This window comes from Stutzerimonas stutzeri (assembly GCF_024448895.1).
Classification (GTDB): domain Bacteria; phylum Pseudomonadota; class Gammaproteobacteria; order Pseudomonadales; family Pseudomonadaceae; genus Stutzerimonas; species Stutzerimonas stutzeri_Q.
Genome location: NZ_JAMOIC010000013.1, coordinates 38,780 through 65,704, shown reverse-complemented (window position 1 = coordinate 65,704; position 26,925 = coordinate 38,780). Strand labels below are relative to the sequence as shown.

The window sequence follows — 26,925 nt, the reverse complement described above, 5'->3', positions numbered from 1 at the left end:
AGCTCTCGCATGCAGAAACCGGAAAAAAATCAAAAGCCATTTACTTTCAATAACTTGCAGTTCGCATTTAATCCTTCTAGCTCGATGATCAGTTTGCTGACCACCTGTGAACTCATTTCAAAGAAGGCGGTCGGAGCAGGTGTCCAGGTGAAGGTTGCGATAGCGGCCTGCCATCAGAACCGCGGATCGCGGCGATCAAAACGAGTATTGAGCTAGTAATAGCCGTAGGAAGGAGCCTTGTATGCGCTTACAGTCCGTTGGAACCCTTGAGTACGCCCACCCCAGTTTCGTCGATTATTTCCTAGCCAGCATTCGCCTGATCCACGGGCTTACTGCTGTGTTGCCGGGCGTCCTGCTGCTGTTGTTTCTCCCGCTCGAGCTTCCCGCAGGCGGCGGCACCTTCAGCACATTCCTGATGTTCTTCGGAGTGATCAGCGTTGTCATCTTCCAGTCCGTCGGCATCTACAGTGAAGAAGTGTTCAGTACGCTCCTCCGCTTCCGCACGATGCTGGTTGCCTGGGCCGCTGCGTTCAGCCTGCTGATCTTCATGCATCAGGGGCTCAGCATGTTCAGCTATCTGGAAGCCAAGCACCTGACGTTCTGGTTCCTTACCAGCGGCATCCTGTTCGGCGCTGAGCGCCTGATGATGCTCGCGCTCTTCCGCCGGCTCATGTCCAAGGGCGTATACCTGCAGAACGCTGTGATCCTGGGCGGCACCGACAATGGAATTCGGGTCGCTGAATACCTGGCTCATCATCGTGATATCCGCACCGGCGTCCTCGGCTTCATCGACGACCGCCTCGAGCGCCTGCCTAAAACACTGGCTGATCTGCCGCTGCTGGGTAACACGCGTGACCTGGAGCAGATGATCCGCGAAGAAAAGGTGACCCAGGTTCTGGTCGCCCTACCCTGGTTCGCTGACAGCCGTATCGGTCAGGTCATCAATGAACTGCGCAAATTGCCGGTGAATGTTCTGCTGGTTCCCGACATGGTTGCGTTCCGCCATGCCAACAAGCGCATCACCGAAGTCGGTGGCCTGCCTACTCTGATTGCATCCGATCTGCCATTGCGCGGCTGGTCGCCGATGTTCAAGCGCATCGAAGACATCATCCTGTCCAGCCTGGCCCTGCTGGCCGCTGCCCCTGTGATGTTGCTGCTCGCACTGGCGATCAAGATCGACTCACCCGGCCCGATCCTCTTCAAGCAAAAGCGCTATGGCTACAACAACCGACTGATCGAAGTCTTCAAATTCCGCTCGATGTATCACGCAAAGTCTGATGCAAACGCCGAACGGCAGACCACGCGTGGCGATGATCGCATTACCCGAGTGGGGCGCTTCATCCGCAAAACCAGCCTCGACGAGCTACCTCAATTGCTCAACGTCTTCCTGGGCAGCATGTCGATGGTCGGCCCTCGTCCTCACGCGACAGCCACCAAGGCCGCCGGCGTGCTGTTCGAAGATGCAGTATCCGAATATTCCGCTCGCCATCGCGTGAAGCCAGGCATCACTGGCTGGGCGCAGATCAATGGCTATCGCGGCGAGACCGACACCCTCGAAAAGATCGAAAAGCGCGTCGAGTTCGATCTGGATTACATCGAGCGCTGGTCGGTCTGGTTTGATATCTACATCCTCGCTCGGACCATTCCCGCCCTGCTGTTCAATCGGGACGTTTACTGACTGCCTCACGCATCGAGCAGCTCAAAGGCAACTACGCCACATTACAAGCGCGAGCGCAGCAGGAAGATTGAACTAATGAAGCGAGGCAATATCAGAATTGCGTTCTGCATTACGCAGGCCCGTATGCCCATGAAATCTGGGCTGCGAGGCTGACCGAATGTTCCAGAACATATTGATCGTCTGTGTCGGAAACATATGCAGAAGCCCAGCGGCTGAAGCCTTGTTGGCCCACGGACTCCAGGGAAAAGGCCTGAGGATTAGCTCAGCAGGCATTGGTGCATTAGTAGGCAACCCAATGGACAAGACAGCACATGAGGTGCTCAAAGAACACGGCATGGACCACACATTCCACCGTGCTCGCCAGGTCGATAGCGAGATATTGCATCAGGCGGATTTAATTCTTGCCATGGAGCATAGCCACATTCAGCACATCCGCCAGATCGCACCTGAAGTACACGGAAAGACCTTCCTGCTGGGTAAATGGCTGGACGATACGGAAATCCCCGACCCTTATCGCCAATCAAAGCCCGCATTCGAACATGTTCACAGCCTTCTGACGCAGTCCGTCGAAAGCTGGCTTCCTTACCTGAAATAAGAAGAAGGAACTTCAATGACTACCATGCCCCGACCCATATATGAAACCAAAGAGGAAAAGGACATTGACCTGGCCCACCTCTTTGACACTTTCCTCAATAACCGCGGACTCATTCTCACCATAACGGGTTTCTTCGCCGCACTCGGCGTTGCGTACGCGCTGCTCGCGACGCCCGTTTACCTGGCGAGCGCGATGATTCAGATCCAGGCCAAGGGCGGCCTTCCAAGTCTGACTGATGTCGTTGGAACCGCACCTGCCGTTTCGCCGGCACAAACCGAGATCGCATTGCTGAAGTCGCGTTCGGTTGTAGGCAGCGCAGTCGAGGACCTGAATCTAGACATCATCATCGAGCCGCATCATTTCCCGATTATTGGCGGCTACATGTTCCGCCGCTTCGAGCCTACCGAAGAAGGTGAGCTGGGCTGGTACCCGGACGGATTCGAATCCTATGCCTGGGGGGGTGAATCACTTCGCGTCACACATCTGATCGTGCCGGACAAGATGCACGGTGAAGAGCTGACACTTGAAGCTGCAGAAAACAACAGTTTCATCCTGCGTGATACCGACGGCGAAGTCGTGGTTCAGGGTGCTGTTGGAGAGCAGATCGAGACGCCGGAGTACGGTGTTACCGTGGCAGAGCTAAACGCCCGCCCAGGCACTACTTTCACTGTAATAAAGAATCGGACCTACGCGACCACCGAGGATTATCAGAATCGGCTGAACGCTGGTGAACGCGGCAAGCTGTCCGGCATTCTGAACGTGACACTTGAAGACACCGATCCTGAGAAAGCCGTGAGGGTGCTTGAAGCCGTAGCGCAGCGTTACGTCGATCAGAACATCGCGCGTAATGCTGCCGAAGCCACTCAGAGCCTTGAATTCCTGAGCGAGCAAGTACCGGAAGTTCGCAAGAAGCTAGATGCTGCCCAGACGGCATTAAACACCTTTCAGACAGGTAACCGTTCCGTAGACATATCGGCGGAGACCCAGTCGGTTCTTGACCGTATTGTTGATCTCGAGAGCCAGATCTCCGAGCAGAACCTTAAGCGCACTGAGATGGAGAGCCGCTTTACCCGTCAGCACCCGAACTTCCAGGCGCTGATGAACCAGATCAATCAACTGCAGGCACAGAAGAAAGAGCTGGAAAAGCAGATTGGTACCTTACCCTCTACTCAGCAGGAACTGCTGCGTCTGAATCGCGATGTCGAGGTTTCATCCGAAACCTATTCGATGCTGCTGAACAAGACCCAGGAACTGGACATCATCCGGGCCGGTACCGTGGGTAACGTCCGCATCGTCGACCATGCGGCTGCCGATATCGACATGCCGATCAAACCGAACAAGCCGCTGATCGTCATTGCCGCCATCCTGCTCGGCGGTATCCTTGCGGTTGCCTTTGTCTACGTTCGCGAAGCCCTCAAGCGCGGCGTTGAGAACCCGGAAGAGATAGAGCGCGTCGGTATCCCGGTCTATGCCGCAATTCCGTTCAGCGAGAAACAAGGCCTGTTGGAAAAGCGTCTGGCCAACTTCAAGCGGGACAAGAGCGCGGCCTCTTATCTTCTCTCGATAAATGATCCAGCCGATTTGGCGACCGAAGCCATGCGCAGCCTGCGCACCAGCTTGCACTTCGCCATGATCGAGGCCAAGAACAACATCCTGATGATCACCGGGCCAAGCCCCACGGTCGGCAAGTCATTCGTCACCAGCAACCTTGCTGCGGTAATCGCTCAGTCTGGCAAGAAAGTGCTGCTGATCGATGCAGACATGCGCAAGGGTTATCTGCACAAGGTCATGCGCTGCCAGGCCGAAAAAGGGCTTTCGGATATCCTGTCCGGCCGCATCACCCTGTTCGATGCCATTCAGAAGACTCAGCTGAACAATCTGCACGTGATTACCCACGGTCAGCTTCCGCCAAACCCATCCGAGTTGCTGATGCACGAGAACTTCTCTCGCTTCGTCAAAGAAATCAGCAGCATGTACGACCTGGTGATCTTCGATACGCCACCCATCCTCGCCGTGACTGACGCAGCGCTGGTCGGCAGCCAGGCTGGCACTACATTGATGGTCACCCGCTACGGCCTCAATGGCGTCAAGGAAATCGAGTTCGCCAAGCGCCGGCTCGAGCAGAATGGAATCCTGGTTAAAGGCGTGATTTTCAACGCGGTAGTGCGCAAGGCCTCGACTTACAGCGAGTACGGTTACTATCAGTACGAATATCAAAGCAAGTAACAGGTGCCCGGCATTACGCGCCGGGCAGTCACCACGCTCAGCCTTAGTCGCCCTTCTGGCCGTCGATCCGCTCTCACGCATTGCTTGAAGAGCGGTTCGCACTGGCATTCGACTGCATTGTCCGGCCGAGTTCTACCTGAACACTTGGAGATCAGACGTCATGGACAGTCCCTTCCTGACTAACTCATTCAGAATATTGGTTGCTGGCCTGGCAATGATTGGCAGCATTTCGCTGGCCCAGGCCCAATCCACCGATAGCAACTCTGGTATCGACTTGGTCGGTATCAATATGTCTGGCGCCAACTTCGCCCCCCATATTACCCCTGGAAAAGTAGGCACCAACTACTTCTATCCAGAACAAAAATACTTCAAGTATTACGCAGAGAAGAATATCCGCCTCATTCGGTTTCCATTTATATGGGAGCGCGTGCAGCACGACCTGCATAAAGGCGTGAATTTCGACCAAATGCGACTACTCAAAAGAACATTGGATTATGCCGAGAAACATGACCAGAAGATCATTCTGGATATGCATAACTACGGCCGTTACAAAGGCAAGCTGATTGGCTCACCCGAGGTCCCTTATATAGCCTACGCGAAGGTTTGGCGTAAGCTCGCTGAGGAGTTAAAGGGGCATCCGGCGCTGCTAGGCTACGACATCATGAACGAGCCCCACTCTACCAACGGCCTGTGGTTTGGAGCGGCACAAGCCGCGGTCGACGCGATTCGTGAAGTGGATATGGATACGTTGATATTCGTCGAAGGCGACCGATGGGCCAGCACCTTCCACTGGCGCTACGTCAATGAAGATTTCGTGATCAAGGATCCCGCGGACAAGATTGTCTACGAGGGCCACCTGTACCTCGACAAAGACTTTTCGGGCCGCTACGCCGCTGACGAGACAGTCGATCCGATGTTGGGCATCGAACGTGTTCGTCCATTTGTCGAATGGCTGAAGGAACATAATCTTAAAGGTTTCCTCGGCGAGTACGGCGTACCCGGCCATTCGGAGTCGATGCTCGTTGCGATGGATAATCTGCTCGGGTATCTAAATGAAAACTGCATGCCCAGCGCGTACTGGGCTGGCGGTCCGGGCTGGGGCGAGTATGCGCTCGCCGTCGAGCCTATCGACGGCAAGGACAGACCGCAGATGGCCATCCTGCAAAAGCACATATCCAACAGCTGCTCAGAGTACGGCCCTACGGCTGTTCGCTGAGAACTTGTGGCCCTCCCCGACACAGCGGTGAGGGCAGCAGGGTGTTAAGCCGTTCATAACTTTTTGATGAATCCTAAGAATCAGACGCAACCCAACCCGCAACCGGTTGTCTAAATCCAACCTCACGTCGAGCGGGTTAATGCGAGCGGAACTCAAAGGACACTGCAGCTCTCGAAGCCAAGCGCTGTCAGCATGAGCTGACACAGCATTTTCAGCGTCACGAAACGGACGAAACGCCGATGCACATCTTGGCAATACTGAAAGCTTGAGCTAGTTGCGACGCGGTAATCTGGAATGGAAATGCACCTAAGGACCCAGGTGATGACAAACATCAGCTCGAAATTTTTCTTTCTGCCATTGACGGTGCTAGCGATAATCTTGCACTTCTCGGTCTTTGGCGATAGCACGCACAACCCAATCGGATTCAAGTTTCTCAACGAAGCTTATCTGGCCGTCTGCCTGGGTCTGTCGCTTCTCCTGATTCTTGCCAGCACCGATAGCGCGAGCCGGGAATTCCGCATCCTCATGTACTACGCGTTTTACAGCGTAATCGTGTTCACCGTGATGCCGGCGATTTTTGCGTTTTACACTTTTGGTCAACCCATCACTTACGGCTTGATCGAAGAACGAAGAATCCTTTTTGCGTTCGGTTTCGTGCCGTTGTTGTTGCTTGCCAAACACATCAGCACCCTTCAATTCGAACGTGCATTCATCTACGCGGCCCTTATGGCCGTGGTCCTGTCATGGTGTTTCAAATTCGGTCTGGTTCCAGACTTGCGTGATGAACAAACATCCTGGGATCGCCCTGACCGTTCATCCATCGGACCCTATCTGATCTGCTTCGCCTACTTCTATTGCGTCCAGATCTGGGCACAGGGCACATCACCGATCAATGGTGAGGCGCGCCAGCGAAACCTATATTTGATCATTGCGGCTATTCTGCTGCTGACCCTGGTATTCGCCACACAGACTCGGCAGCTCATCGTTCTATGCCTGGCGTTCACCCTGTTTTCGTTACGCGCCAAGGCTATTGTATGGGCGGCGTCATTTTGCGTGCTGTTGTCACCTTTCTATTTCTACCCCGAGCTACTCGAAGTGCTTGGGCTCAATCTCGAGTTCTACCAAAGCAACATTGAAGGCGGCGTTGAGGACGGCGTCCGGCCTCACACTATCGCATCCGTCTTCAGCCACCTCGATCTGGTGAGCTGGTTGCCGAGCGGGTCATTGTCATTGATGTGGCAGGACGGCTTCATTCCATACTTCGGAGAGCATTTCTTTCTTTCAGACATTGGAATCATTGGCACGCTGTTTCGTTTCGGCTTTCTGACCTTCTTGCTGGTACCGCTGTCACTTTACGTCTATCAGCGTATCGCTCGAAATATCCATCCTGACATGGGGTTCAGCTACGCCGTAATGCTGGCATTTTTCGTAATCTGGCCGCTCCAAGGACTGTTCGAATACTTGCAGCCGGTCATCTGTTTGCTTTTCGTTTTGCACGCTCTACGGGCACGCCATCTTCGCAGCAAGGAACGAGTACATGAACGTCGCACTTATTCTCAACTACAAAGCTGCTACTGAAACCATCAGCTGCGTTGAAAGCCTGCTCGAACATTGCGCATCGATCGACCATATCGTCGTCATCGACAATGATTCTCAGGATGGCTCTGCCCTCGCCTTTCAACAATGGCTCGAGGAAAAGGCCTACGCCAAGGTGACACTGCTGTGCAACCCGGAGAACAACGGCTACGCAGGCGGCAACAACTATGGTCTGCGCTGGGCGATGGAAAACTTGCAGCCAACCTACTTCTGGGTAGTGAACAACGACACGTACGTCGACAGCGATGCGTTCTCACCTTTGCTGGACGCACTGCAGCACAACGACCGACAGTTCGTCGGCTCGCTGGTGCTAAGTGCCGATACTGGGCGACTAGAGTGCTACGGAGGCGGCAAACTGTATCCGATCCTGGGTAAGGCCAGATTGCTTGGCAAGAACCAGAGTATCGAAGCGTCTCAACGGCAAAACCCTCAGCATGCCCCGGATTACATCATGGGTTGCAGCCTGGCTTTTTCTGCTGCCTTGACGGAAGAAATCGGTCTTATGGATGAAGACTACTTCATGTACTTCGAAGAAGTGGACTGGCAATACCGGGCGAAGAGCTTTGGCATCACGTCCAAGGTCATCCCGGCCAGCCGGGTTTTCCACTATGGCTCTCTCAGCCTGGGCAATCGTTCCGCGTTCTACCACTACTACCGCAACCGCGCCGCCACACGTTTCAACAAACGTTTCTACGGCCCGGTGTTCGCTATCGTTTCCGCGTTTCTTCTTTCGGCAGTTACCACGATCAAGGAATACAGGAATCCCACTCTCGCCTGGTCAGGTATCAAAGGCGCCTTCAAGGGAGTAGCAATGAGTGTCGAGTGATACTAATGCGTTCGGAATCGACTTCTATTCCGGCAATAAGAAAGCTTTATTGACCTGCATCCGTGAGGGCGTGAAGCAACCCTATTCGTTTGTGGTGACGCCGAACGTAGACCATCTCGTTCAGCTTGAGCATGACCCACAGCTGCGTGACGCGTATGCCAAAGCGCGCTGGAGGTTGTGCGACAGCCGTATTCTGCTCTCGTTGCTGAGCCGACTTGGAGTGCATCTAGATGAAGCGATCCCCGGAAGCGACCTGACCCTTGACCTGCTCAAGTGGGCCGATGCAGAGCGCTTGCGTATCGTATTGATCGGCTCGGTACAGTCGGAAGCCGACAAGCTCCGAGCGCTCTATCCCGGGATAGTGCTTCATCACTACAACCCGCCGATGGGCTTCATCAAGAAACCGGAGGAAGTGCAGCGCTGCCTCCAGTTCGTTCGGGAAAATCCATCGGAGCTCGTGCTGTATGCGGTCGGCACGCCGCGTGGTGAGGTGCTGGCAGCCGCTACCCAGCCCGGTGAACGCACGGGAATGGGTTTCAGCATTGGCGCATCCATATCCTTTGCAACAGGGACGATCAAGCGAGCCCCGAAGTGGATGCGTGAGTACAAGCTCGAATGGCTCCACCGCATGTGCATGGAGCCGCGCCGGCTGGCCAAACGGTACTGGATAGATGCGATGTACATCGTGCCGGCGTTCCTCCGTGAAAAAAGCGCCAGGCAAAAGAGCAGCCCTGCCAAGCAGGAGTCCTGAACCAATATCGATAGCCAGCATCTGACACTCCTCCAGATTCGTTGCAAAGCTGGCTAAACCGAATCGAGCTATTGAGGATGCCTCATCGCTTTCAAGTGCCAAGTGTCAGGCACGCGCAAAGTGATGGCATCTCTGAACAAACCTAACCTCTCCAAACAGGGAAGAAAATGAAAGCGATCATCACAGGTATCACCGGGCAAGACGGCGCCTATCTGGCAGAACTTCTGTTGGAAAAAGGCTACACCGTATACGGCACCTTCCGTCGCACCAGCTCGGTGAACTTCTGGCGGATCGAAGAATTGGGTATCGACAAGAATCCCAATCTGCACCTCGTTGAATATGATCTGACCGACCTGTCCTCCAGCATCCGCCTTTTGCAGAACACCGGCGCCACAGAGGTATACAACCTCGCAGCGCAGAGCTTCGTAGGTGTGTCGTTCGAGCAGCCGTTGACGACTTTGGACATCACCGGTGCAGGCGCAGTGAACCTGCTGGAAGCCATCCGCATCGTCAATCCGAAGATTCGTTTCTACCAGGCGTCAACCTCGGAAATGTTCGGTCAGGTACAGGCCATTCCGCAGCTGGAAACCACTCCGTTCTATCCGCGTAGCCCCTACGGCGTTGCCAAGCTCTATGCGCACTGGATGACCATCAACTATCGCGAGTCTTACGGAATCTTCGGCTGCAGCGGCATCCTGTTCAACCATGAGTCACCGTTGCGCGGTCGCGAATTCGTTACCCGGAAAATCACTGACTCGGTTGCCAAGATCAAGCTGGGGCAACTGGATGTCCTCGAACTGGGCAACATCGACGCCAAGCGAGACTGGGGCTTCGCCAAAGAGTACGTCGAAGGTATGTGGCGCATGCTGCAAGCCGATGAGCCTGATGTATTCGTGCTGGCGACCAACCGCACGGAAACTGTGCGTGATTTCGTGACGCTCGCATTCAAAGCTGCCGGTATCGAACTGCAGTGGAAAGGCAGCGGTGAGCAGGAGCAGGCCATCGACGTCGCAACCGGCAAGGTAGTGATGCGGGTCAATCCGAAGTTCTACCGCCCGGCCGAAGTCGAACTGCTGATCGGCAATCCTCAAAGAGCCAAGGATGTACTTGGGTGGGAACCGAAAACTTCGCTGGAGCAACTGTGCCAGATGATGGTCGAAGCAGACCTTCGCCGTAATCAGCAGGGCTTCTCGTTCTAAGCCCGATGGATGCTGAATAAGGGAGATCGGCCCGGGTCGTTATCAGGGCCGATTTTTCAGGAATCCGGGCACCCCATCATGTGCTTGCCCGGGCTCCCGGTTCTCAAGTCCATCCCCTTATCCCAGGTAAACGTGCAGACCTCACATCAGGGCAGCTCGCGCTCGAAAGCTGGTGGTTGCCAACCGACATTAACCTGGGCGCAACATCCCATGGCTATAAAGGGATAAGGCGCCGCTGAAATTGGATTTCACCCTATCGGGAAGATCATGCGCAAAGTGCTGATTACCGGCGTTACCGGGTTCACCGGACGCTACATGGCAGAGGAGCTAGCAGCCCAGGGCTACGAAGTCCACGGCCTGAGCTATCGCCAGCCCGTAGGTGCTTTGCCTACGGCTGTTTCGGGTATCCACTGCTGTTCATTGAATGACGCCGAAACACTAAGAACATTGCTGACCGAGATACGACCCACGTATGTCGTTCATCTGGCGGCGGTTTCCTTTGTTGCTCATACCGACGCTGACGCCATCTACAACGCCAATCTGCTTGGCACACGCCATCTGCTAGAGGCATTGCGCACCACTGCCACAGAGCTCGAAGGTGTGCTCCTGGCCAGCAGTGCTAACGTCTATGGAAATGCAACCGAAGGGGTACTCGATGAGTCGTCGCCGTTCGCCCCGGCCAATGACTACGCCATAAGCAAAGCTGCTATGGAGTACCTGGCAAGGTTGTACCAAAGCCGTTTGCCTCTAATTGTCACCCGCCCTTTCAATTACACCGGGGTCGGCCAGGCAGAACAGTTCCTTATTCCCAAGATCGTTGCTCATACGCGCCGTCGAGCTGAAGTGATCGAACTGGGAAATCTTGATATCGCACGTGACTTCTGCGACGTCCGTCAGGTAGCTCAGGCTTATCGACGTCTGCTTGAGTCACCATCCGCAGTAGGCCAAACCGTCAACATTTGCTCGGGCTCCGCTTACACCCTTCAATACGTACTGGAGCAGGCAGCCGCCATCTCGGGGCACTCCATGGAAGTCCGGGTCAATCAGGCGTTCGTGCGCAGCGCCGATGTGAAGAATCTGTTTGGCAGCCGGACCAAGCTGGACTCGCTCATCGGGGATCTGACTCAAATCGAACTCAAAGATACGCTGCGCTGGATGATCGAGTACCCCTCAACCTGATCTATCTAGGTCGTCGTTTTGCGCTCTCCTGCTTCAGCGCCAAGCAGCGTCCCCATCCACCGGCATCTGAATTTATAGCGCTGCAGTGGTGCGCTGTGCAGGCGCTAGTCGCCAACCATGACGACCCGTCTCTGCCGCACCCATCGTTAAATTGCGCTGAATCTCGACTACTTTCACGTTCTATAGCGCAATCCCTGAATCCCACGTCATTTATGGCCCTCGCCGTGAACCCCGGAGAAACGAAGCGGTCTATGGCTTCTGTGAGCAGCACAGGGCCTTCTTTCCTACGGAGCTAAGGCGCTTGGCAGAGTTGAGCCGGGGCATTCGGAAGTTAGTCCGTTACCTGTCTCGCTTTGAGTCTGGAAGTTAGCGCTTCCAAAGCTTGCGGTAGCGACATCTGGAACGGCAGTACTGGCAGCGACTATGCGCGCGGATTGATGTCCGATCGCGAGTAGGCAACAACTGTTCGCTCGTTCCTCCAGCTAAAAGTGAACCGCGCTGTTTCACTTCGTAAAAACAACTATTCCGTCAAGGATGAAGAAACCATGAAACCACTATTTGCTCTCGCTTTCTCTTCCGTGCTGGTGCTGCAGGGATGCGTATTCTCACCTGGCCAACACCTGGACCCAGACCAATTCAAGAAAGGTGCAGAAACGGAAGACGGCACTGTCCGACTGATGCAGATCACGCCTGAAATGCTAAAGGGCGAACTGCCGTCCGACACCGGCACTTCCAGCAAGCAAGAGCTGGTGAGCTACAAGCCTGAGGCTTATCGCATCGGCGCCAACGACCTTCTATACATCACTGTCTGGGACCATCCCGAACTGACCGCGCCGTCCGGCCCGCAACAGCAGCTGGATGCGAACGGCCGCCTCGTTCGTCCTGACGGCACCCTGTTCTATCCTTACATCGGCAACATCGACGCCGCTGGAAAGACAATCGAGCAGCTGCGAGCTGACATTGCCAAGCGTCTTGCCAATTACATCGACAGCCCCCAGGTAGACGTCAGCCTCCTGCGTTTTGGTAGCCAGCGTATTGTGCTGTCCGGTGCATTCACCACGGCAGGCCAGGTCGAGGTGACCACCGCGCCAATGACCGTCGTTCAGGCCATCGGCCAGGCTGGTGTTGATACCGAGACCGCCGACCTCTCCGGACTGATGCTCAAGCGTGACGGCCGTGAATACCTACTCAACCTCGATGACATGAATCGCGCAGACTCCTGGCTGCATCAGGTGTACCTCAAGGATGGCGACCAACTCCATCTGCCGTACAACGATCAGAAGAAGGTCTACGTACTGGGCGAAGTCGTGAACCCGCAAGCCATGACGTTTAAGGCGACCAGCCTTAACCTGATGGATGCGATTGGTACTGCTGGTGGCATTCGTCAGGAAACTGCCGATGGTGAAGCTGTGTATGTCATTCGCGGCGCTGAAAACATTGCGACCGAGAAAGCTACCGTCTTCCAGTTGAATGCAGAATCGCCCGCCGCCTTCGCACTGGCCAAACACTTCCCTCTGCAGCCGCAGGATGTTGTGTTCGTAGGGCCAGCAGGCATCACTCGCTGGAACCGTTTCATCAGCCAGCTGCTGCCATCGGCTAGCGTCATCGGCACCGGTGCTGCGTTCAACCGTTAATGGTGACAGCACCCCCGGGCTGATCGGCCCGATCCAAAACCGCAGTAAGCCCCAGGCTGCTGCGGTTTTTTTATGCCTCGATTCAAGTGCCGCACCCGCCTCCCATCAGGAAGATGGTTGGTGAAATCCGCTCCAGGCCAGCCTGGCGATTTGGAACTGGCTTTTCGAGCAGGCTTTCATCTTGCATGAGCGACGAAGCCTGCCCGGGCCCGAAAATTTGAAAGCACTGCTTTCACAATCTAACTTATTCGCATTAACATGCCCATCTTCTCTCCGACTGGGGTGCAGCCGCGCGCGCATCAGGCTGCTATTCAACCGTAGCTACTGCGGGCCAGAACATCCCCGGTATTGGAACAACAGCTGTCTGGCTGACCCCGCCAGTAGCTTTACTGCACTTGAATCGACAGCATGAGTTGCTCATGGGTCGTTATCGGAGGGCTACACCGATGGCCACACTCGTATCTCCCCGCCTTGCCAATCTGGTCGGCCGCATTTCGGCCGCGACGCTGGGCGGCTATGCACTGGCCTTTGGTTTCACCGCTTTCTTCTCCGTGTACCTGCCGATGTCTCGCCCGGATCGGGTCGTGACGGCCAGCCTCCTCTGCTTCGCTGTATGGGTGGGCGCGGTCATTTACGCCTTTGCCGCCCGTAGCGCGCTTTTCGCCTGGCTGTTCATCGCAGTGTTGGCCGCGCTCCTTTGCCTCGGCGCTTACCTTCCCGTCGAATTGAGGGCTCGCCCATGACCCTGCGCCAATCCATGGCTGGCCTGCACACGTGGGGCGGTCTTCTGCCGAGCTGGCTACTGTTCGTGATTCTGTTCGCTGGCACCTTGGCCTGCTTCGACAAGGAGATTGAGCGGTGGATGCGGCCTGCCCTGCATATGCCAGCAGCTACATCCATGACGGCAAACGACGTCACCCAATGGGTGCAGAAAAACGTCGAAGAACCCTTACATGTTTACTGGCTCCACGGGCCGACCACGCGCGAACCCTATTGGCGGCTCGGTTGGGAGGAGGATGGGACTGGAACGCGCGGCCGTGTCGCTTTCGATCCCCGTGACGGCACGCCGATGCCAGAGACGGTAGGCGGCGAGTTCTTTTTCACGCTGCATTACAACTTGCAGGCCGGGACGTTCGGTATGTACGTCGTCGGCCTGGCCGGCATGTTCATGCTGGTGGCGTTGGTTTCAGGAATCATCATCCACCGGAGAATTTTCAAGGATTTCTTCACATTGCGACCGCAGGCAAACGGCCAACGCGCCTGGCTCGACGCTCACAACCTGTTCGGTGTGATCGGTCTGCCGTTTCACCTGATCCTTGCTTACACCGGTGTCGCCATCTTCGTGGCAACCTACATGCCCGCGGGGGCGATGGTCGTGTACGACAGCAATCCGCTGGCGTTCTTCGAAGAGGTTCAAGGCGGCTACCACCGAAACGAACTCGATCAGCCTGCCGGTCAGCCTGCCCCCAAGAATGACATGTTGGCCAATGCACGTCAGCACTGGGAAGGCGGTGAGCCGGGCTGGGTCATCGTCGAACATCCGGATGACGCCTCTTCGGTGGTCAGCGTTCGTCGCCTCGACCCATCCCGAATCGGATCGCCCCAGGACACGCTGAGCTATGACGCCTTTACCGGAGAGCTGCTCGACGAGCAGCAGGCACCCACTGGCTATCGCGCCTACATGTGGCTGGTAGGGCTACACATGGCGCAATTTGGCGGGACCATCGTCCGGGCGCTGTATGCGCTGCTTGGCCTGGCCGGCTGCGCCATGCTGGTTGCTGGCACGAGCGTCTGGTTGCGCAAGCGTGAGGGACGTCAGACCCGCGGCCTCGCCGTCGTGCGGGCACTCAATGGCGCGGTCTTCTTCGGCTTACCCATCGCCTCGCTCGCATTGTTGTGGGCTAACCGCCTGTTGCCCGATGGCCTTTCGGCACGGGCAACGGTCGAAGCCTGGTGCTTCTCTCTGAGCTGGATCGCGATAGCCGGCCTCGCATATGTCGGCCGCAACCATCCCGTTGTACTACCGCGCCGCCTGTTCGGCATTCTGGCCGTACTTGCCATCGGCCTGCCTTTGCTCAATTTCGTAATTGCGCCGCAGGGCCATCTGATAGCGGCGCTCCTTCGTGGCGATTTGCTGCTCGCAGGCGTCGATGCTGTATTGCTGATAGCTGGCCTGGTGTGCGCCTGGCGTGTGCTTCGCAGGCCTGCCGAGAAAAGCCCGGCAACCAGGAAAGTTCGTTCTCGAGCAGGTGAACAGGAGTTGGCTCCATGACGACACTGGCTTTCGGCCTCGCGTATCTCGGCATGCTGGCCTTGTGTCTGGCCATGAGCCGGCATCACCGCGATGTATTCGAGACGTCACCTTCGCCTGGCAAACAACGAGGACTGCGGCTGATAGCGGCCGGGCTGTTGATTGCGAGCCTCATATTGAACGTAGAATCACTCGGAATTGAAATCGGTCTGGTAGTCGGCATCACTCAGCTGATGTTCGCCGGAGTGACGGTCTGCCTGGTCCTGGCCTGGCGCAAGCCCTGGGTCATGCCGCTGGGAGCCATCCTTGGACTAACCGGAGCGCTAACGGCGTTGACCGGCTGGTAACAGTTCGCGAGAACAATGTCCTCTGCCACATAGCGAAGTCTGCAAGACACGACCTCAACGACCCCGCGCCCATCTGATCCGGCGCGGGCTTGCCCTATCCGGCAACCCCCTGCTTCTGAGCGCCCCGTCCCCCTTGGCCTCGCCAAACCTCGTGACTTTAATCACTTCTCAATCATCACTCGCAACGTTTGCAGGAGACCTGCCCGGCATTCGAACACCGCCGTATTAAACGAAACGGCTAGGATGCTGTTCGATAATCGCACAGTAAGCGGAATGGCCGATTGATTGAACAGTCAGGAGCTTGCACGATTCATTGGCGAAACGAACTGAAGTCACTCGGCTCACCGGAACATCCAGTTCGCACATAACAATGAATAAAAAAGGATGACGCAATGCTCAAGCTCCCAAAGACTTTGCTCGCCATATTTGCACTCGGCTCTCTTGTGCTAAATGGCAGCGTCCAGGCTGATGAGCCTGTGGTCACATTGAAATTGGCGCACTTTCTGCCGGCCCATTCGGTGACGCAGGCGCAATTTCTCAAGCCGTGGGCAGAGCGCATCACAGAACAATCCAACGGTCGAATCCAGTTTCAGTTCTACCCCTCTATGCAGCTTGGCGGAACGCCTCCCCAGCTCGTCGATCAGGTGCGCGACGGCGTTGCCGATATCGTCTGGACGCTGCCTGGCTACAGCAGCGGCCGCTTTCCCTTGTCAGCCGCCTTTGAATTGCCCTTCATGAGCAGCTCTTCCGAAGCAAGCAGTCAGGCGATGTGGGACTTCATCGAGAAGCATGGGCAGAAGGAGTTTGCGGACATGCATCTGCTGGCAACTCACTTGACTGACGGTGCACTGGTGCACACCACGAAGAAGCCGATCCACTCGCTCAAGGATTTCGGTGGGCAAAAACTGCGCGCAGCCAACCGCACCGCAGCAAAGACCATCGGGTTGCTTGGCGCAACGCCGGTTGCCATGCCCGTTCCGCAAGTCCCCGAAGCGCTTTCCAAAGGTGTGGTGGATGGCGCAGTAGTGCCATGGGACGTCGTGCCAGCATTGAAGCTGCACGAACTGGTGAAGTACCACACCGAAACCAAAGCGGGCTCGCCGGCTTTGATGCATACCGCTCTGATCGTCGCAATGAACAGCAACACCTACGAGAAACTTCCCGATGATCTCAAGCAGATCATCGACGCGAACAGCGGTCGAGAGCTTTCACGTCAAGCCGGACAAATCTGGGATAACCAGGTAGTCGAGACCGGTCATGAGCTGGCCAAGTCACGGCAGAACGAGATCTACGTGTTGCCTGAAGACGAGCTGGCCAAATGGATGAAGGCCACCAGCAGGGTCAGTGACGACTGGGTCAAGGATGTGGAAGACAAGGGCTACGAAAATGGCGAAGCGCTTCTCGAAGAGGCCCGTCAGCTCATTGAGCAATACAACGCCCAACTGACACGCTGATCGACACAGGCGGTGCCGGCCGGTACCGCCCTGGAGACTTCCCATGAGTGAACCAGCTGTTCAGGCCGCTTCGGCGCCTGCGACTCCCCTTGGCCGCCTGCTTGATGCCCTCTCCCGATTTCTCGCTTTCATCGGCGGCTTGCTGCTGGTTGCGATGACCTTGATGGCGACTTACAGCATTGCCATGCGCACTTTGTTCGACGAACCGCTGCTGGGTGACGTCGAGCTGGTGCAGATGGGCTGCGGCATTGCCATTGTGTTTTTCCTGCCGCTTTGCCAGCTGCGACGCGGCAACGTCATCGTCGACGTGTTCACGCTGCACGCGCCGCAACCTGTACGCAACACGCTGGATGCCCTGGGTGGCGTGCTGATGGCGCTGGCGGCCGCGCTGCTGGCCTGGCGATCATGGCTCGGGACGGTCGATGCCTACGGCACGGGCGAGGAGTCGATCATCATGGGGCTGCCGATCTGGTGGTCAATGAGCGCCTTCGCGCCGGGCTTCGCATTATTGGCGGTGGTGGCGCTGTATACCGCCTGGCAGGATTTTCGTGGTGAGGATAAACCCGCATGAGCAGTGTTGAAATCGGCGGGCTGTTCCTGGCCGTCCTCCTCGTTTTACTGGTGGTGCGCATCCCAATTGCCATTGCCATGCTTCTCACAGGGATCGGCGGATACGTTGCCATCGGCGGCTGGTCCCCGCTGCTGAGCTATCTGAAGACGGTCGCCTATGCGCGTTATACGGTCTATGACCTGTCGGTGATCCCGCTCTTTTTGTTGATGGGCCAATTCGCTTCACGAGGTGGCCTTGCAACCGGACTGTTCCGCGCCGCAGCGGCGATGGTCGGCCACTGGCGAGGGGGCTTGGCAATGGCGGCTGTAGGCTCGTGTGCAGCCTTTGGTGCCGTCTGCGGCTCGTCCATTGCGACCGCGGCGACCATGGGCCAGGTGGCTTTGCCCGAGCTGAAGAAATACAACTATTCCGGTTCACTGTCAGTTGGCTGTCTGGCCGCCGGGGGCACCCTCGGCATCCTGATCCCGCCCTCGGTTGTTCTCGTGATCTACGCCATTCTGGCCCAGGAGAATATTTCGGCGCTGTTCATGGCCGCCTTCATTCCGGGAATCCTCGCGGCATTCGGCTATATGGTCGCGATTGCGATCTATGTACGGATGAACCCTGAAGCCGGCCCTGCTCAACCGCGGTTGAGCTGGCGACAGCGGTTGAGCGCCCAGAAAGGCGTCTGGCCAGTGTTCCTGATCTTCATGCTCGTTCTGGGTGGCATCTACGGTGGCTGGTTCACGCCCACCGAAGCGGCGGCGATCGGCACCGTCGGTACCGGGTTCTTCGCGGTAGTGCTAGGCGGAATGCGCTGGACACAGTTCAAGGAGGTGCTGTTCGGCACGGCAGTAACTACGGCAATGATCTTCATGATCCTGCTCGGTGCCGACGTCATGAACGCCTTCCTGGCCCTCTCGCAGCTGCCTGTGGCACTGGCCGAGGCGATCACCAACAGTGGTGTCGGCCCCTTCGTGGTACTCGCCGGAATATTGATTCTGTACCTGATCCTCGGCTGTGTGATGGACACCATGTCGATGATCCTGCTGACCATCCCGATCTTCTTTCCGCTGATAATGGGGTTGGATTTCTACGGCCTGGATCAGACCGAGAAAGCCATCTGGTTCGGCATTCTGGCGTTGATGGTCGTAGAGATCGGCATGATCACCCCACCGGTCGGCATGAACGTCTACGTCATCAGCAGCATGGCGCGGGACGTGACCCTACGCGACGCCTTTGGCGGCGTCGTACCCTTCCTGATCTCCGACGTCGTGCGCGTGGTGATACTGATCCTGTTTCCCTCGATCACGCTCTGTCTGGTTCGGTGGCTGTCATGACCACGACCGGTTAATCGAATCGCCGCCATCGGCGGCTGCGTCACCCCCCTTCGCTTTCGACATCCGCAACGGCGGCGGGGAGCCCTCAACCTTGAAAAAGGAACACAACAACAATGAAACACCTGACCCGTACCACTCAAGCGAACCGCATCTTGTTACCCACCCTACTCGCCGCCTCCATCTCGGCTCTGGCCCCGCTATCGGCAGGTGCAGCCGGTTTCGTGGAGGACACCAAGATCACGGTGAACGCGCGCAATTTCTACATCGGCCGCGAATTCCGTGATGACACCGTGGACCGTACCAAAGCCGAGGAGTGGACGCAGAGCTTCATCCTCAATGTCCAGTCTGGCTACACACCGGGGCCGATCGGATTTGGCGTCGATGTGCTTGCTGGTCTGGCGGTCAAGCTCGACGGCGGTCGCGGCACCTGGGGCACGGGCTTGCTGCCCCGCCACAGTGACGGCCGCCCGGCTGATGACTACGGTCGTTTCGGCGTCGCCGCCAAAGCGAAGGTCTCGAATACCGAGCTGAAGATTGGCGAAATGATGCCGGTGCTGCCGATTCTGCGCGCCGATGATGGTCGATCACTGCCACAGACCTTCGAGGGCGGAATGATCACTTCCCGCGAGTTCGACGGCCTGATGCTGACAGCCGGCCAATTCCGTCAGAACAGCCCGCGCGACGATGGCAGCATGGAAGACATGGCCTTTGGCGGCGGAGCCTCCGATCGCTTCAACTACATTGGCGGTGAGTACGCGTTCAACGACAAGCAAACCACTGTCGGCCTATGGACTGCCGAACTGAAGGACGTCTACGAGCAGCAATACATACAGTTGCTACACACCCAGCCATTGGGCGACGACCTTGCCTTGACTGCCAACCTCGGCTACTTCCAGGGTGATGAGGACGGCAGCGCCCGCGCCGGAAAGCTGGACAACAAGACCTACTCTGGTCTGTTCGGCCTGAAGACGGGCGGCAACACTTTCTACGTCGGTGTGCAGAAGGTCAGCGGTGATACCTGGATGCGGGTTAACGGCACGAGCGGTGGCTCGCTGGCCAACGACAGCTTCAATAACAGTTACGACAACGCGGAAGAACGCTCTTGGCAGCTGCGTCATGACTATAACTTTGCGGCTGTCGGCGTACCGGGCCTGACACTGATGAACCGCTACATCAGCGGCGACAATATTCGAACCGCGACCACCGATGACGGCAAGGAATGGGGGCGTGAGACCGAACTGTCGTACACCATCCAGAACGGGCCGGCGAAGAACCTCAACATCAAATTGCGTAACTCGAGCTATCGCTCCGAGGTCAATACGCGCGATCTCGATGAGAACCGTCTGATCTTCAACTATCCGCTCTCGATCCTGTAGCAGTCAGCGCCATAAGGCTCCCGTTGTACGCATAACTCCTGCGCGTGATGCTTTGGCCCGTCATTGACGGGCTTTTTTTAGTCCAGGAGCGCTGGATCCAGACAGCAGGTTGGGCAGACCGACGCGTGGCGATCGTCAAAGATCAGCCCTTTGGGTTTTAACGCAGCAGCGCCAACTGACAGTTTCAAGGGTTAGGACTGCAGTCTGGCCAGACAGTCAGTACCTCGAACCCCTCCTCCGTGACCGCAACCATGTGTTCCCACTGCGCCGACAGAGATTGATCTCGAGTCACGACGGTCCAGCCATCGCCGAGCGTTTTCACACCGCGTTTTCCGGCGTTGAGCATTGGCTCGATCGTGAAAATCATGCCGGGTAGCAGCTTCTGCCCTTGGCCCGCGTAGCCGTAATGAAGAATATCCGGCTTGTCGTGATAGACCCTGCCGATACCGTGACCACAGTACTCGCGCACCACGCTCAACCCGAACTTCTCAGCGAGCGTTTGGATAGCGTGGCCAATGTCTCCCAGCGTAGCCCCGGGGCGCACGGCGCGGATGCCAGCCCACATGGCCTCGAAGGTCTTATCGACAAGATATCGGGCGTTTGGGCCGGGCTCGCCGACGAGGTACATACGACTGGTGTCGCCATACCAACCATCCTTGATGACCGCGACGTCAATATTCAGGATGTCGCCATCGCGCAGCACCCTTGCTGATGGAATCCCATGGCAGACCACCTCGTTAACGGACGTGAGAATCGTCTTCGGATACCCTTGATAGCCGAGGTTGGCAGGAACGACTTTCAAGACGTTAACGATGTAGTCATGGCAAATGCTGTCGAGCTCGTCTGTGGTTACCCCTGCTTTGACATGGGGAGCAATCATCGCCAGAACGCCGGCGGCCATTGCGCCAGCAGAGCGAGACAAGGCTACCTGCTCAGGGTCGTTGATAACGATGTGGCCCCTCACGCGTCAGCGCTCCGTGCAACAGACATATCGCGCGTCGATGCTTCAGCCCCGCAGAGCCGGTTGAGATCAAGACCACCGGCCTTCTCCGCGCGTATCAACAGTCGGCTGATCTCATGGTGATTCAGCTCAGGATGGAGCTCAGCCAGCATGCCGATGCGCAGCCAATGCTCCGCTTGGGCATTGATCGATCGGCTTAGCGCGTTGCCCACCACCCGCAAATTGTCGTGCATACCTTCCGAAATCTTGACGATGCCCATGAGCCGACCTTATACGAAACGTAAACGGATCATATATTAGGCTCATGGCTTCTGGATGCAAAGCATCGCCACCCACTCCCTGCTGGAATGCTGCCGAGATGGCAGAAGACGCCAGTCGCTCATCCGGGTGCAGACAAGTCTCGGGCGATATGGCTACTGCTCCAGGGACTCGACGCCCATCTCGTCGTAAACCTGCTCGGCCAGATGGAATGTGGCGTTCGCTGCAGGTATGCCGCAGTAGATCGCGCTCTGCAGCAGCACTTCCTTTATTTCGTCCCGGGTCACGCCGTTGTTTTTCGCCGCTCGTAGGTGCAGCTTCAGTTCACCCTCGCGGTTCATGCCGATGAGCATGGCAATGGTGATCAGGCTGCGGGTGTGTCGCGGCAGGCCGGGCCGGGTCCAGATATCGCCCCAGGCATGACGGGTAATCATCTCCTGGAACTCCTCGTTGAACGGGGTGATGTTTTGCAGGCTGCGGTCGACGTGAGCGTCCCCCAGTACCGCGCGGCGCACTTGCATGCCCGCTTCGTAGCGTTCTTTCTCATCCACTGTGTTAGCTCTCCTCTCAATGTTCATGCGCAGTTAACAGCGCGTTCGACGATCGCTGGTAGCAAGCGAGCCTGCTAAAGGCGGCGGTGCTCGGCCACGGCGCGCGCGACCCACAGTTGCGCCTGTCCCAGGTAGTTTGCTGGATCAAGCAGTCGATCAAGTTCGGCGTCATTGAGCTGCTTACGGACTTCCGGGGTCTCGCCAAGCACACCCCGCAAGTGGCGCCCATCGGCAACAGCGCGCTTGCAACATTGCTCGATCAGGTGATGAGCCGCGTCACGACCAATCCGCTGGGCAAGCGCAATGCTCACGGCCTCCGCCAGAACCAGTCCGCGGGTCTGCTCGAGATTGCCCGCCATGCGGTCTGCGTCGACCTCAAGGTCACCGATCGCCACCAGCGCCTGCTGCAAGGAACCGGACACCAGGCAGCAAAGTTCAGGCAGCGTTTCCCATTCAGCGTGCCAGAGCCCAAGGCTGCGCTCGTGCTCCTGCGGCATTGCGCTGAGCATGGTGGCAACCAGCCCAGGCGCACGGACGGATGCGCTGATCATCACAGCGCTGCCTACCGGATTGCGCTTGTGCGGCATGGTCGAAGAGCCGCCTTTCCCCGGTGCAGAGGGCTCGAAGACTTCACCCACGTCGGTCTGCATCAGCAATGAAAGATCGCGCCCCAGCTTGCCCAAGCTGCCAGCGATCAGGCCCAGCAACCCCGCGAACTCTGCGGGCCGATCACGCTGGGTGTGCCAGGGCTGATCGGGCAGTTCCAGCCCCAACTCGTTGGCCAGAGCCTGACTGACCGGCCAGGCCTGCTCCCCAAGAGCCGCAAGCGAGCCAGAGGCGCCGCCGAACTGTAAACAGAGCACACGCGGTTTGATCTCGCGCAAGCGTTGACGGTGACGATTTATAGCGCCGAGCCAACCGGCGATTTTCATACCAAGCGTCACCGGCGTTGCGTGCTGCAGCCAAGTGCGACCGGCCATGGGGGTGCGTGCGTGTCGCTCGGCCTGGGTTGCCAAAGAGTCGCCAAGCCTTGAAAGATCAGCCTCAATCAAATCGATTGCTTGGCGCAGCTGAAGCACAAGCCCGGTGTCCATCACATCCTGGCTGGTCGCCCCGAGGTGAACATACCGTTCGGCCTCGATGTCATGCTCGGCAATGCGCTTGCCCATCGCCTTGACCAGCGGAATTGCAGAATTACCCGCCGTGCCGATAGCGATGCCGAGCGCGATCGGGTCATATAGATCGGCGCTACAGCCACCCTCGATAGGACCCACCGCTGATTGAGGAATCACACCGCAACGCGCTTCAGCACGGGCGAGCGCCGCTTCGAAATCCAGCATGCCTTGCAGCCGCCCCTCATCCGAAAAAATCCGGCGCATTTGCGGTCCTGTGAAATAGGCGTCGAAGAGTTGATGGGTGCCCTGATTCAATGTGTGCGCTCCTGTGCGGATCAGCGAATACGTAGGTTCAGCGGTGCTTTCGCGTGGATAGAAATGCGATGAGGAATATGCGTCAGCTCCCGGTCACGCCACCGCCCAGATGAATGCACTGACGCTGAGAAAGGACAGTACCGTCGCCACCACCAATGCTGCAGCGCAGCGCCCCTCGAACCCGTATCGCGCGCCGAGGATGGGGTAAATACTCATCATGGGTGCCGCGGCCATAAGCACACCAGCGGTGGCAAGCACCGGGTCGGACACCGGCAGCATCGTGAAGCACAGCAGCACCATGAGCGGGTGCAGGATCAGCTTGCCGACGGCCATCTGCCCTACGTCCACAAGCAATCCGCCCGCCTTCATCCCGTTGAGGCTGGCCCCGATGACGAAAAGAGCCACTGGTGCGGAGGCAGTCGAGAGCATGTCGATCACTCGCATCGCTACCGGCGGCGGACGCACATCAAGCAGCGCCATCAACAATGCCGCGGTAATGGCGATGAGTATGGGGTGACGAACCAGATTATGCGCAGTGGCACGGAGTGCTTTGCCGACCCCGTCTTCGCTCTGCCTGCCCAGCTCGGCCAACGTCAGCGCCAACGGAATCATCAGCAGATTTTCGACAATCATTCCCAAAGCCAGCGCCACGCCAGCCGGAGCGCCGACCGCCATCAGTACGATCGGGTAGGCAACGAAGCCGCTGTTGGATACCGATACCCCAAGCCCGACCAGCGCACTGCCGCTAGGAGTGTCCTTGCGCACCAGCCGAGCGAAGCCATAACCCAGACCGAAGACCAACAGCGATCCAAGCCCATAGCCAAGCAGGTAATTCCAGTCGATCACCTCTGCGAGGGGCCGTTCCAGCAGTGCACGAATGACCAGCGCGGGCAGTGCAAAGGTAATGACGAAGCGTCCCATACCGCCGGCCTGCTCGCGGGTGACCATCCCGACTCGGCATGCGAGAAAACCCATGGCGATGATGATGAAAATCGGTGCGGTGATTCCAAGGATCGCCAGCATCTAAACCGGCTCCCCGCTGTGAAGTCCTGACTGCAGCTTTCGAAGTTGCTGCAGACGGCTACGGGTGCGAGCAAAGTCAACGTGAGCGCCCGCCGACAGCAACTCGGGCAGCCCCACCTCAGCGACCAGATTCAGCTCGATCCCGCTGTCATAAAGAATGTCGATGAGATTGAGAAAGCGCTGTTGCACGTCGATGCCCTGCCCATCGAGCGGTGGCACGCCAGTAATCGCCAGGCATTCGAAGGTGCGGCTCAACCAGAGAAAGTCGGCACTGGAGCGCGGGAGCCGGCATAGCGCATCGAAATGCAGCCAGGCCGTCGCCTGATATCGCGCACAAAAGTGCAACGGCCGATGATTGACTGCTACCTGAACGTCTTGCTCGGCCGACGCAGGCAGCTGCAACCGTCGTGTAACCCAGTCGTTCTGTGCATTCTCCGCGACGTGAACGAATGCGCCCCACACGTAACCACCGTTCGCACGTTGCCGATAGTCCTCGCCGCCGTCCAGATTGTAGCTAGCGAATCGGCGCTCGATCAGTTCGATAGCGGGTTTGAAACGATCACGATAAAGCGGGTTCGGACACAGCGCCTGCGGCATGTAATTGGAGGTAGCGACGATGCCGATGCCCTCCCCGACCAGATGCTTGAGCAGCCGCCCCAGCAACACTGCATCGCCGATATCGTGTACGTGAAACTCGTCGAAGCAGAGCAAGCGGGTATTCACCGAGATCTCGCGGGCGACCCGCGCCAGAGGATCCGGCTGACCCGTGATCTGCTGGAGGCGTTCAAGCACCTCCTGAAGGAATCCGTGGAAATGCACCCGGCGCTTGGCCTTGACGGGGGCTGCGGTGAAGAACGCGTCCATCACGAGGCTCTTGCCACGGCCAACGCCACCCCAGAGGTAAACGCCAGCTTTGGGCGCCCGTGGCCAACCCCGGCGGCCGCGTTGCCAAGCGTCGATCCACTCGGCAAGCAGCTTGATAGCGCTCTGCTGAGCGGCATCGGCCTGAAAACCGCGTGCCGCTATCAGGGCCGAGATGCCTCGCTCGACTTGCTGAGCAGCGGACTGACCCGGTGCGTCACGCCTTAACTGCAGAACATCAGAAATCAAAGAAAACGGTCTCCCCGTCTCCCTGGAGCCGAATATCGAAGCGGTACGCCGCCTTCCCGTCGATTTCGCAGCGCCGCGCAATCAGCGTTTCGCGACGTTGCGCCCATTCGATGGAGTTGAGTACCGGGTCCTTTTCGTTGGCTTCCGATTCATCATCGAAATAGATCCGCGTGTGCAGATGAATGTTGATGCCGCGCGCGAATAACGACACGTTGACATGCGGCGCCATCAGCTCGCCGGAACGGTTCATCACGGCACCAGGCTTGATGGTCTTGAGTGTCCAGTCGCCGGCATCGAACGTGGTTGCAGTGCGGCCGAAGCTATTGAATGGCTGCTCTGGATCAAAGCGGAAGTGATAAACACCGGCGTGGTCGGCCTGCCAGAACTCCAGGAAGGAGTCTCGTACCAGATGGCCCATGCCATCGAAGACCTGGCCGATAAGGAGGATGTGCTCGCCCTGCGCATTCGGCTTGGCCAGCTCGTTCCATATTTCAAGCTCGCGGGCGGGGTTGCCGGCGGCGGCCAGTGCCAGACCGATATGCACATATGGCCCAGCGGTCTGAGAAGGGGTTTCCGGCAAAAGTGTTACGGGCATCGTCGTCTCCTTCTCAGTGGTTGGGGAAATGCGTCTTGCGCTGCCCGCGCAGCACGATATCGAAACGGTACGCCAGGCAATCCATAGGATTGGCCATGCCCATATCGAGCCTGGCGATCAGGCTCTGCACGGCCTCGTCACTGATGGTCCGGGCAATCGGACACAGCGGAATCAGGGGGTCGCCCTCGAAGTACAGCTGGGTGATCAGACGAGTCGCAATCGATGGGCCGCTGATGGAGACATGGATGTGTGCCGGTCGCCATTCATTCGGACCATTGCGCCATGGATAGGGGCCAGGCTTGATCGTACGAAACACATAGTTGCCATCGTTATCGGTCAGCGCCCTGCCGACACCGCCGAAGTTCGGGTCCAGCGGTGCGATATAGCGGTCGTTCTTGTGCCGATAGCGGCCACCTGCGTTGGCCTGCCAGATTTCCACCAACGTATGCGGCACTGGCTTGCCGTACTGATCCATCACCCGGCCAGAAACGACGATTCGCTCGCCGATGGGCAAGCCACCGTTGTTGAAGTTGAGCAACAGGTCATTGTCATGGGGACCAAACTTGAGATGCGAAAAGTCAGGGCCCGTGGTCTCTGAAATGGACGGCGCGAGCGTAATCAGCGCCTGTTGCGGAGAGCGCGCAACCGAGGTCTTGTAGTCAGGCGTCAGCGCCTTTGGGTGCCGGGTGCGGTCGCGTGCGACGAACAGGCTGGTGTCCAGTTCGGACATGGCGAGCTCCTTTTGTTGAAATTGGGGTGGCGTCTGATCAGGCGATCCC

25 protein-coding genes are annotated in these 26,925 nt (G+C 57.5%); 17 read left to right on the top strand and 8 right to left on the bottom strand.

The annotated features are described in order from the left end of the window. The first annotated feature begins 241 nt into the window (after window positions 1-241). The 17 genes from NA619_RS15990 to NA619_RS15910 all read left to right on the top strand — a co-directional run bounded on the left by NA619_RS15990 (window position 242) and on the right by NA619_RS15910 (window position 20,218). The gene (locus tag NA619_RS15990; RefSeq protein WP_255962842.1) at window positions 242-1,678 is read left to right on the top strand and encodes an undecaprenyl-phosphate glucose phosphotransferase; all 1,437 of its coding nucleotides are present in this window, start codon (window positions 242-244) and stop codon (window positions 1,676-1,678) included. 157 nt (window positions 1,679-1,835) lie between these two features. Then, window positions 1,836-2,273: a low molecular weight protein-tyrosine-phosphatase gene (locus tag NA619_RS15985; protein ID WP_255962841.1), complete on the top strand. Its 438-nt coding sequence runs from the start codon at window positions 1,836-1,838 to the stop codon at window positions 2,271-2,273. A 15-nt stretch (window positions 2,274-2,288) separates the two neighbouring features. Further along, window positions 2,289-4,499: a polysaccharide biosynthesis tyrosine autokinase gene (locus tag NA619_RS15980; protein WP_255962840.1), complete on the top strand. Its 2,211-nt coding sequence runs from the start codon at window positions 2,289-2,291 to the stop codon at window positions 4,497-4,499. 160 nt (window positions 4,500-4,659) lie between these two features. Continuing rightward, window positions 4,660-5,715: a glycoside hydrolase family 5 protein gene (locus NA619_RS15975; protein WP_423836841.1), complete on the top strand. Its 1,056-nt coding sequence runs from the start codon at window positions 4,660-4,662 to the stop codon at window positions 5,713-5,715. Window positions 5,716-6,036: 321 nt separating this feature from the next. Beyond that, window positions 6,037-7,293 (top strand): hypothetical protein, encoded by a 1,257-nt coding sequence (locus tag NA619_RS15970; RefSeq protein ID WP_336605465.1) that lies wholly within the window; start codon window positions 6,037-6,039, stop codon window positions 7,291-7,293. Beyond that, window positions 7,253-8,137 carry a glycosyltransferase family 2 protein gene (locus NA619_RS15965; protein WP_255962838.1) on the top strand — a complete coding sequence of 295 codons (885 nt, stop codon included), beginning with the start codon at window positions 7,253-7,255 and terminating at the stop codon, window positions 8,135-8,137. Before NA619_RS15970 ends, NA619_RS15965 begins: the two co-directional genes overlap by 41 nt. Continuing rightward, a complete protein-coding gene (locus NA619_RS15960) occupies window positions 8,127-8,888 on the top strand; it encodes a WecB/TagA/CpsF family glycosyltransferase (RefSeq protein ID WP_255962837.1) in 762 nt (253 codons plus the stop codon). The genes NA619_RS15965 and NA619_RS15960 overlap by 11 nt, the downstream gene beginning before the upstream one ends. A 167-nt stretch (window positions 8,889-9,055) precedes the next feature. Next, window positions 9,056-10,087: a GDP-mannose 4,6-dehydratase gene (gene gmd / locus NA619_RS15955; protein ID WP_255962836.1), complete on the top strand. Its 1,032-nt coding sequence runs from the start codon at window positions 9,056-9,058 to the stop codon at window positions 10,085-10,087. Window positions 10,088-10,354: 267 nt separating this feature from the next. Beyond that, window positions 10,355-11,266 carry a GDP-mannose 4,6-dehydratase gene (locus tag NA619_RS15950; RefSeq protein WP_255962835.1) on the top strand — a complete coding sequence of 304 codons (912 nt, stop codon included), beginning with the start codon at window positions 10,355-10,357 and terminating at the stop codon, window positions 11,264-11,266. A 545-nt stretch (window positions 11,267-11,811) separates the two neighbouring features. Further along, entirely contained in the window at window positions 11,812-12,900 is a 1,089-nt protein-coding gene (locus tag NA619_RS15945; protein ID WP_255962834.1) for a polysaccharide biosynthesis/export family protein, read from the top strand. A 446-nt stretch (window positions 12,901-13,346) separates the two neighbouring features. Next, window positions 13,347-13,643 (top strand): DUF3649 domain-containing protein, encoded by a 297-nt coding sequence (locus tag NA619_RS15940; protein ID WP_255962833.1) that lies wholly within the window; start codon window positions 13,347-13,349, stop codon window positions 13,641-13,643. Further along, on the top strand, window positions 13,640-15,172 hold the full coding sequence (locus NA619_RS15935; RefSeq protein WP_255962832.1) for a PepSY-associated TM helix domain-containing protein: 1,533 nt from the start codon (window positions 13,640-13,642) through the stop codon (window positions 15,170-15,172). The genes NA619_RS15940 and NA619_RS15935 overlap by 4 nt, the downstream gene beginning before the upstream one ends. Then, window positions 15,169-15,498, top strand: a complete 330-nt coding sequence (locus NA619_RS15930) for a DUF3325 domain-containing protein (protein WP_255962831.1) — start codon at window positions 15,169-15,171, stop codon at window positions 15,496-15,498. The genes NA619_RS15935 and NA619_RS15930 overlap by 4 nt, the downstream gene beginning before the upstream one ends. 392 nt (window positions 15,499-15,890) lie before the next feature. Continuing rightward, entirely contained in the window at window positions 15,891-16,952 is a 1,062-nt protein-coding gene (locus NA619_RS15925; protein WP_255962830.1) for a TRAP transporter substrate-binding protein, read from the top strand. Window positions 16,953-16,995: 43 nt separating this feature from the next. After that, complete coding sequence (locus tag NA619_RS15920; protein WP_255962829.1) at window positions 16,996-17,523, top strand: TRAP transporter small permease; 528 nt, start codon at window positions 16,996-16,998, stop codon at window positions 17,521-17,523. Then, a complete protein-coding gene (locus NA619_RS15915; RefSeq protein ID WP_255962828.1) occupies window positions 17,520-18,842 on the top strand; it encodes a TRAP transporter large permease in 1,323 nt (440 codons plus the stop codon). Before NA619_RS15920 ends, NA619_RS15915 begins: the two co-directional genes overlap by 4 nt. Before the next feature lie 113 nt (window positions 18,843-18,955). Next, complete coding sequence (locus NA619_RS15910) at window positions 18,956-20,218, top strand: OprD family porin (RefSeq protein ID WP_255962827.1); 1,263 nt, start codon at window positions 18,956-18,958, stop codon at window positions 20,216-20,218. A 184-nt stretch (window positions 20,219-20,402) separates the two neighbouring features. Here the strand turns inward: NA619_RS15910 and map are convergent, their stop codons facing one another. The 8 genes from map to pcaH form a co-directional block, all read right to left on the bottom strand. Next, window positions 20,403-21,182 carry a type I methionyl aminopeptidase gene (gene map / locus NA619_RS15905; protein WP_255962826.1) on the bottom strand — a complete coding sequence of 260 codons (780 nt, stop codon included), beginning with the start codon at window positions 21,180-21,182 and terminating at the stop codon, window positions 20,403-20,405. Then, the gene (locus NA619_RS15900) at window positions 21,179-21,439 is read right to left on the bottom strand and encodes a ParD-like family protein (protein WP_255962825.1); all 261 of its coding nucleotides are present in this window, start codon (window positions 21,437-21,439) and stop codon (window positions 21,179-21,181) included. Before NA619_RS15900 ends, map begins: the two co-directional genes overlap by 4 nt. Window positions 21,440-21,592: 153 nt before the next feature. After that, entirely contained in the window at window positions 21,593-21,988 is a 396-nt protein-coding gene (pcaC, locus tag NA619_RS15895; protein ID WP_255962824.1) for a 4-carboxymuconolactone decarboxylase, read from the bottom strand. A 74-nt stretch (window positions 21,989-22,062) separates the two neighbouring features. After that, window positions 22,063-23,418, bottom strand: coding sequence for a 3-carboxy-cis,cis-muconate cycloisomerase (locus NA619_RS15890; RefSeq protein ID WP_255962823.1), 1,356 nt, complete (start codon window positions 23,416-23,418; stop codon window positions 22,063-22,065). A gap of 93 nt (window positions 23,419-23,511) precedes the next feature. Further along, window positions 23,512-24,441 (bottom strand): AEC family transporter, encoded by a 930-nt coding sequence (locus NA619_RS15885; RefSeq protein WP_255962822.1) that lies wholly within the window; start codon window positions 24,439-24,441, stop codon window positions 23,512-23,514. Then, on the bottom strand, window positions 24,442-25,548 hold the full coding sequence (gene zapE, locus NA619_RS15880) for a cell division protein ZapE (protein ID WP_255962918.1): 1,107 nt from the start codon (window positions 25,546-25,548) through the stop codon (window positions 24,442-24,444). Further along, on the bottom strand, window positions 25,541-26,146 hold the full coding sequence (gene pcaG / locus NA619_RS15875) for a protocatechuate 3,4-dioxygenase subunit alpha (protein WP_255962821.1): 606 nt from the start codon (window positions 26,144-26,146) through the stop codon (window positions 25,541-25,543). The genes zapE and pcaG overlap by 8 nt, the downstream gene beginning before the upstream one ends. A 13-nt stretch (window positions 26,147-26,159) precedes the next feature. Continuing rightward, window positions 26,160-26,876 (bottom strand): protocatechuate 3,4-dioxygenase subunit beta, encoded by a 717-nt coding sequence (gene pcaH, locus NA619_RS15870; protein WP_255962820.1) that lies wholly within the window; start codon window positions 26,874-26,876, stop codon window positions 26,160-26,162. Between the last annotated feature and the right edge of the window lie 49 nt (window positions 26,877-26,925).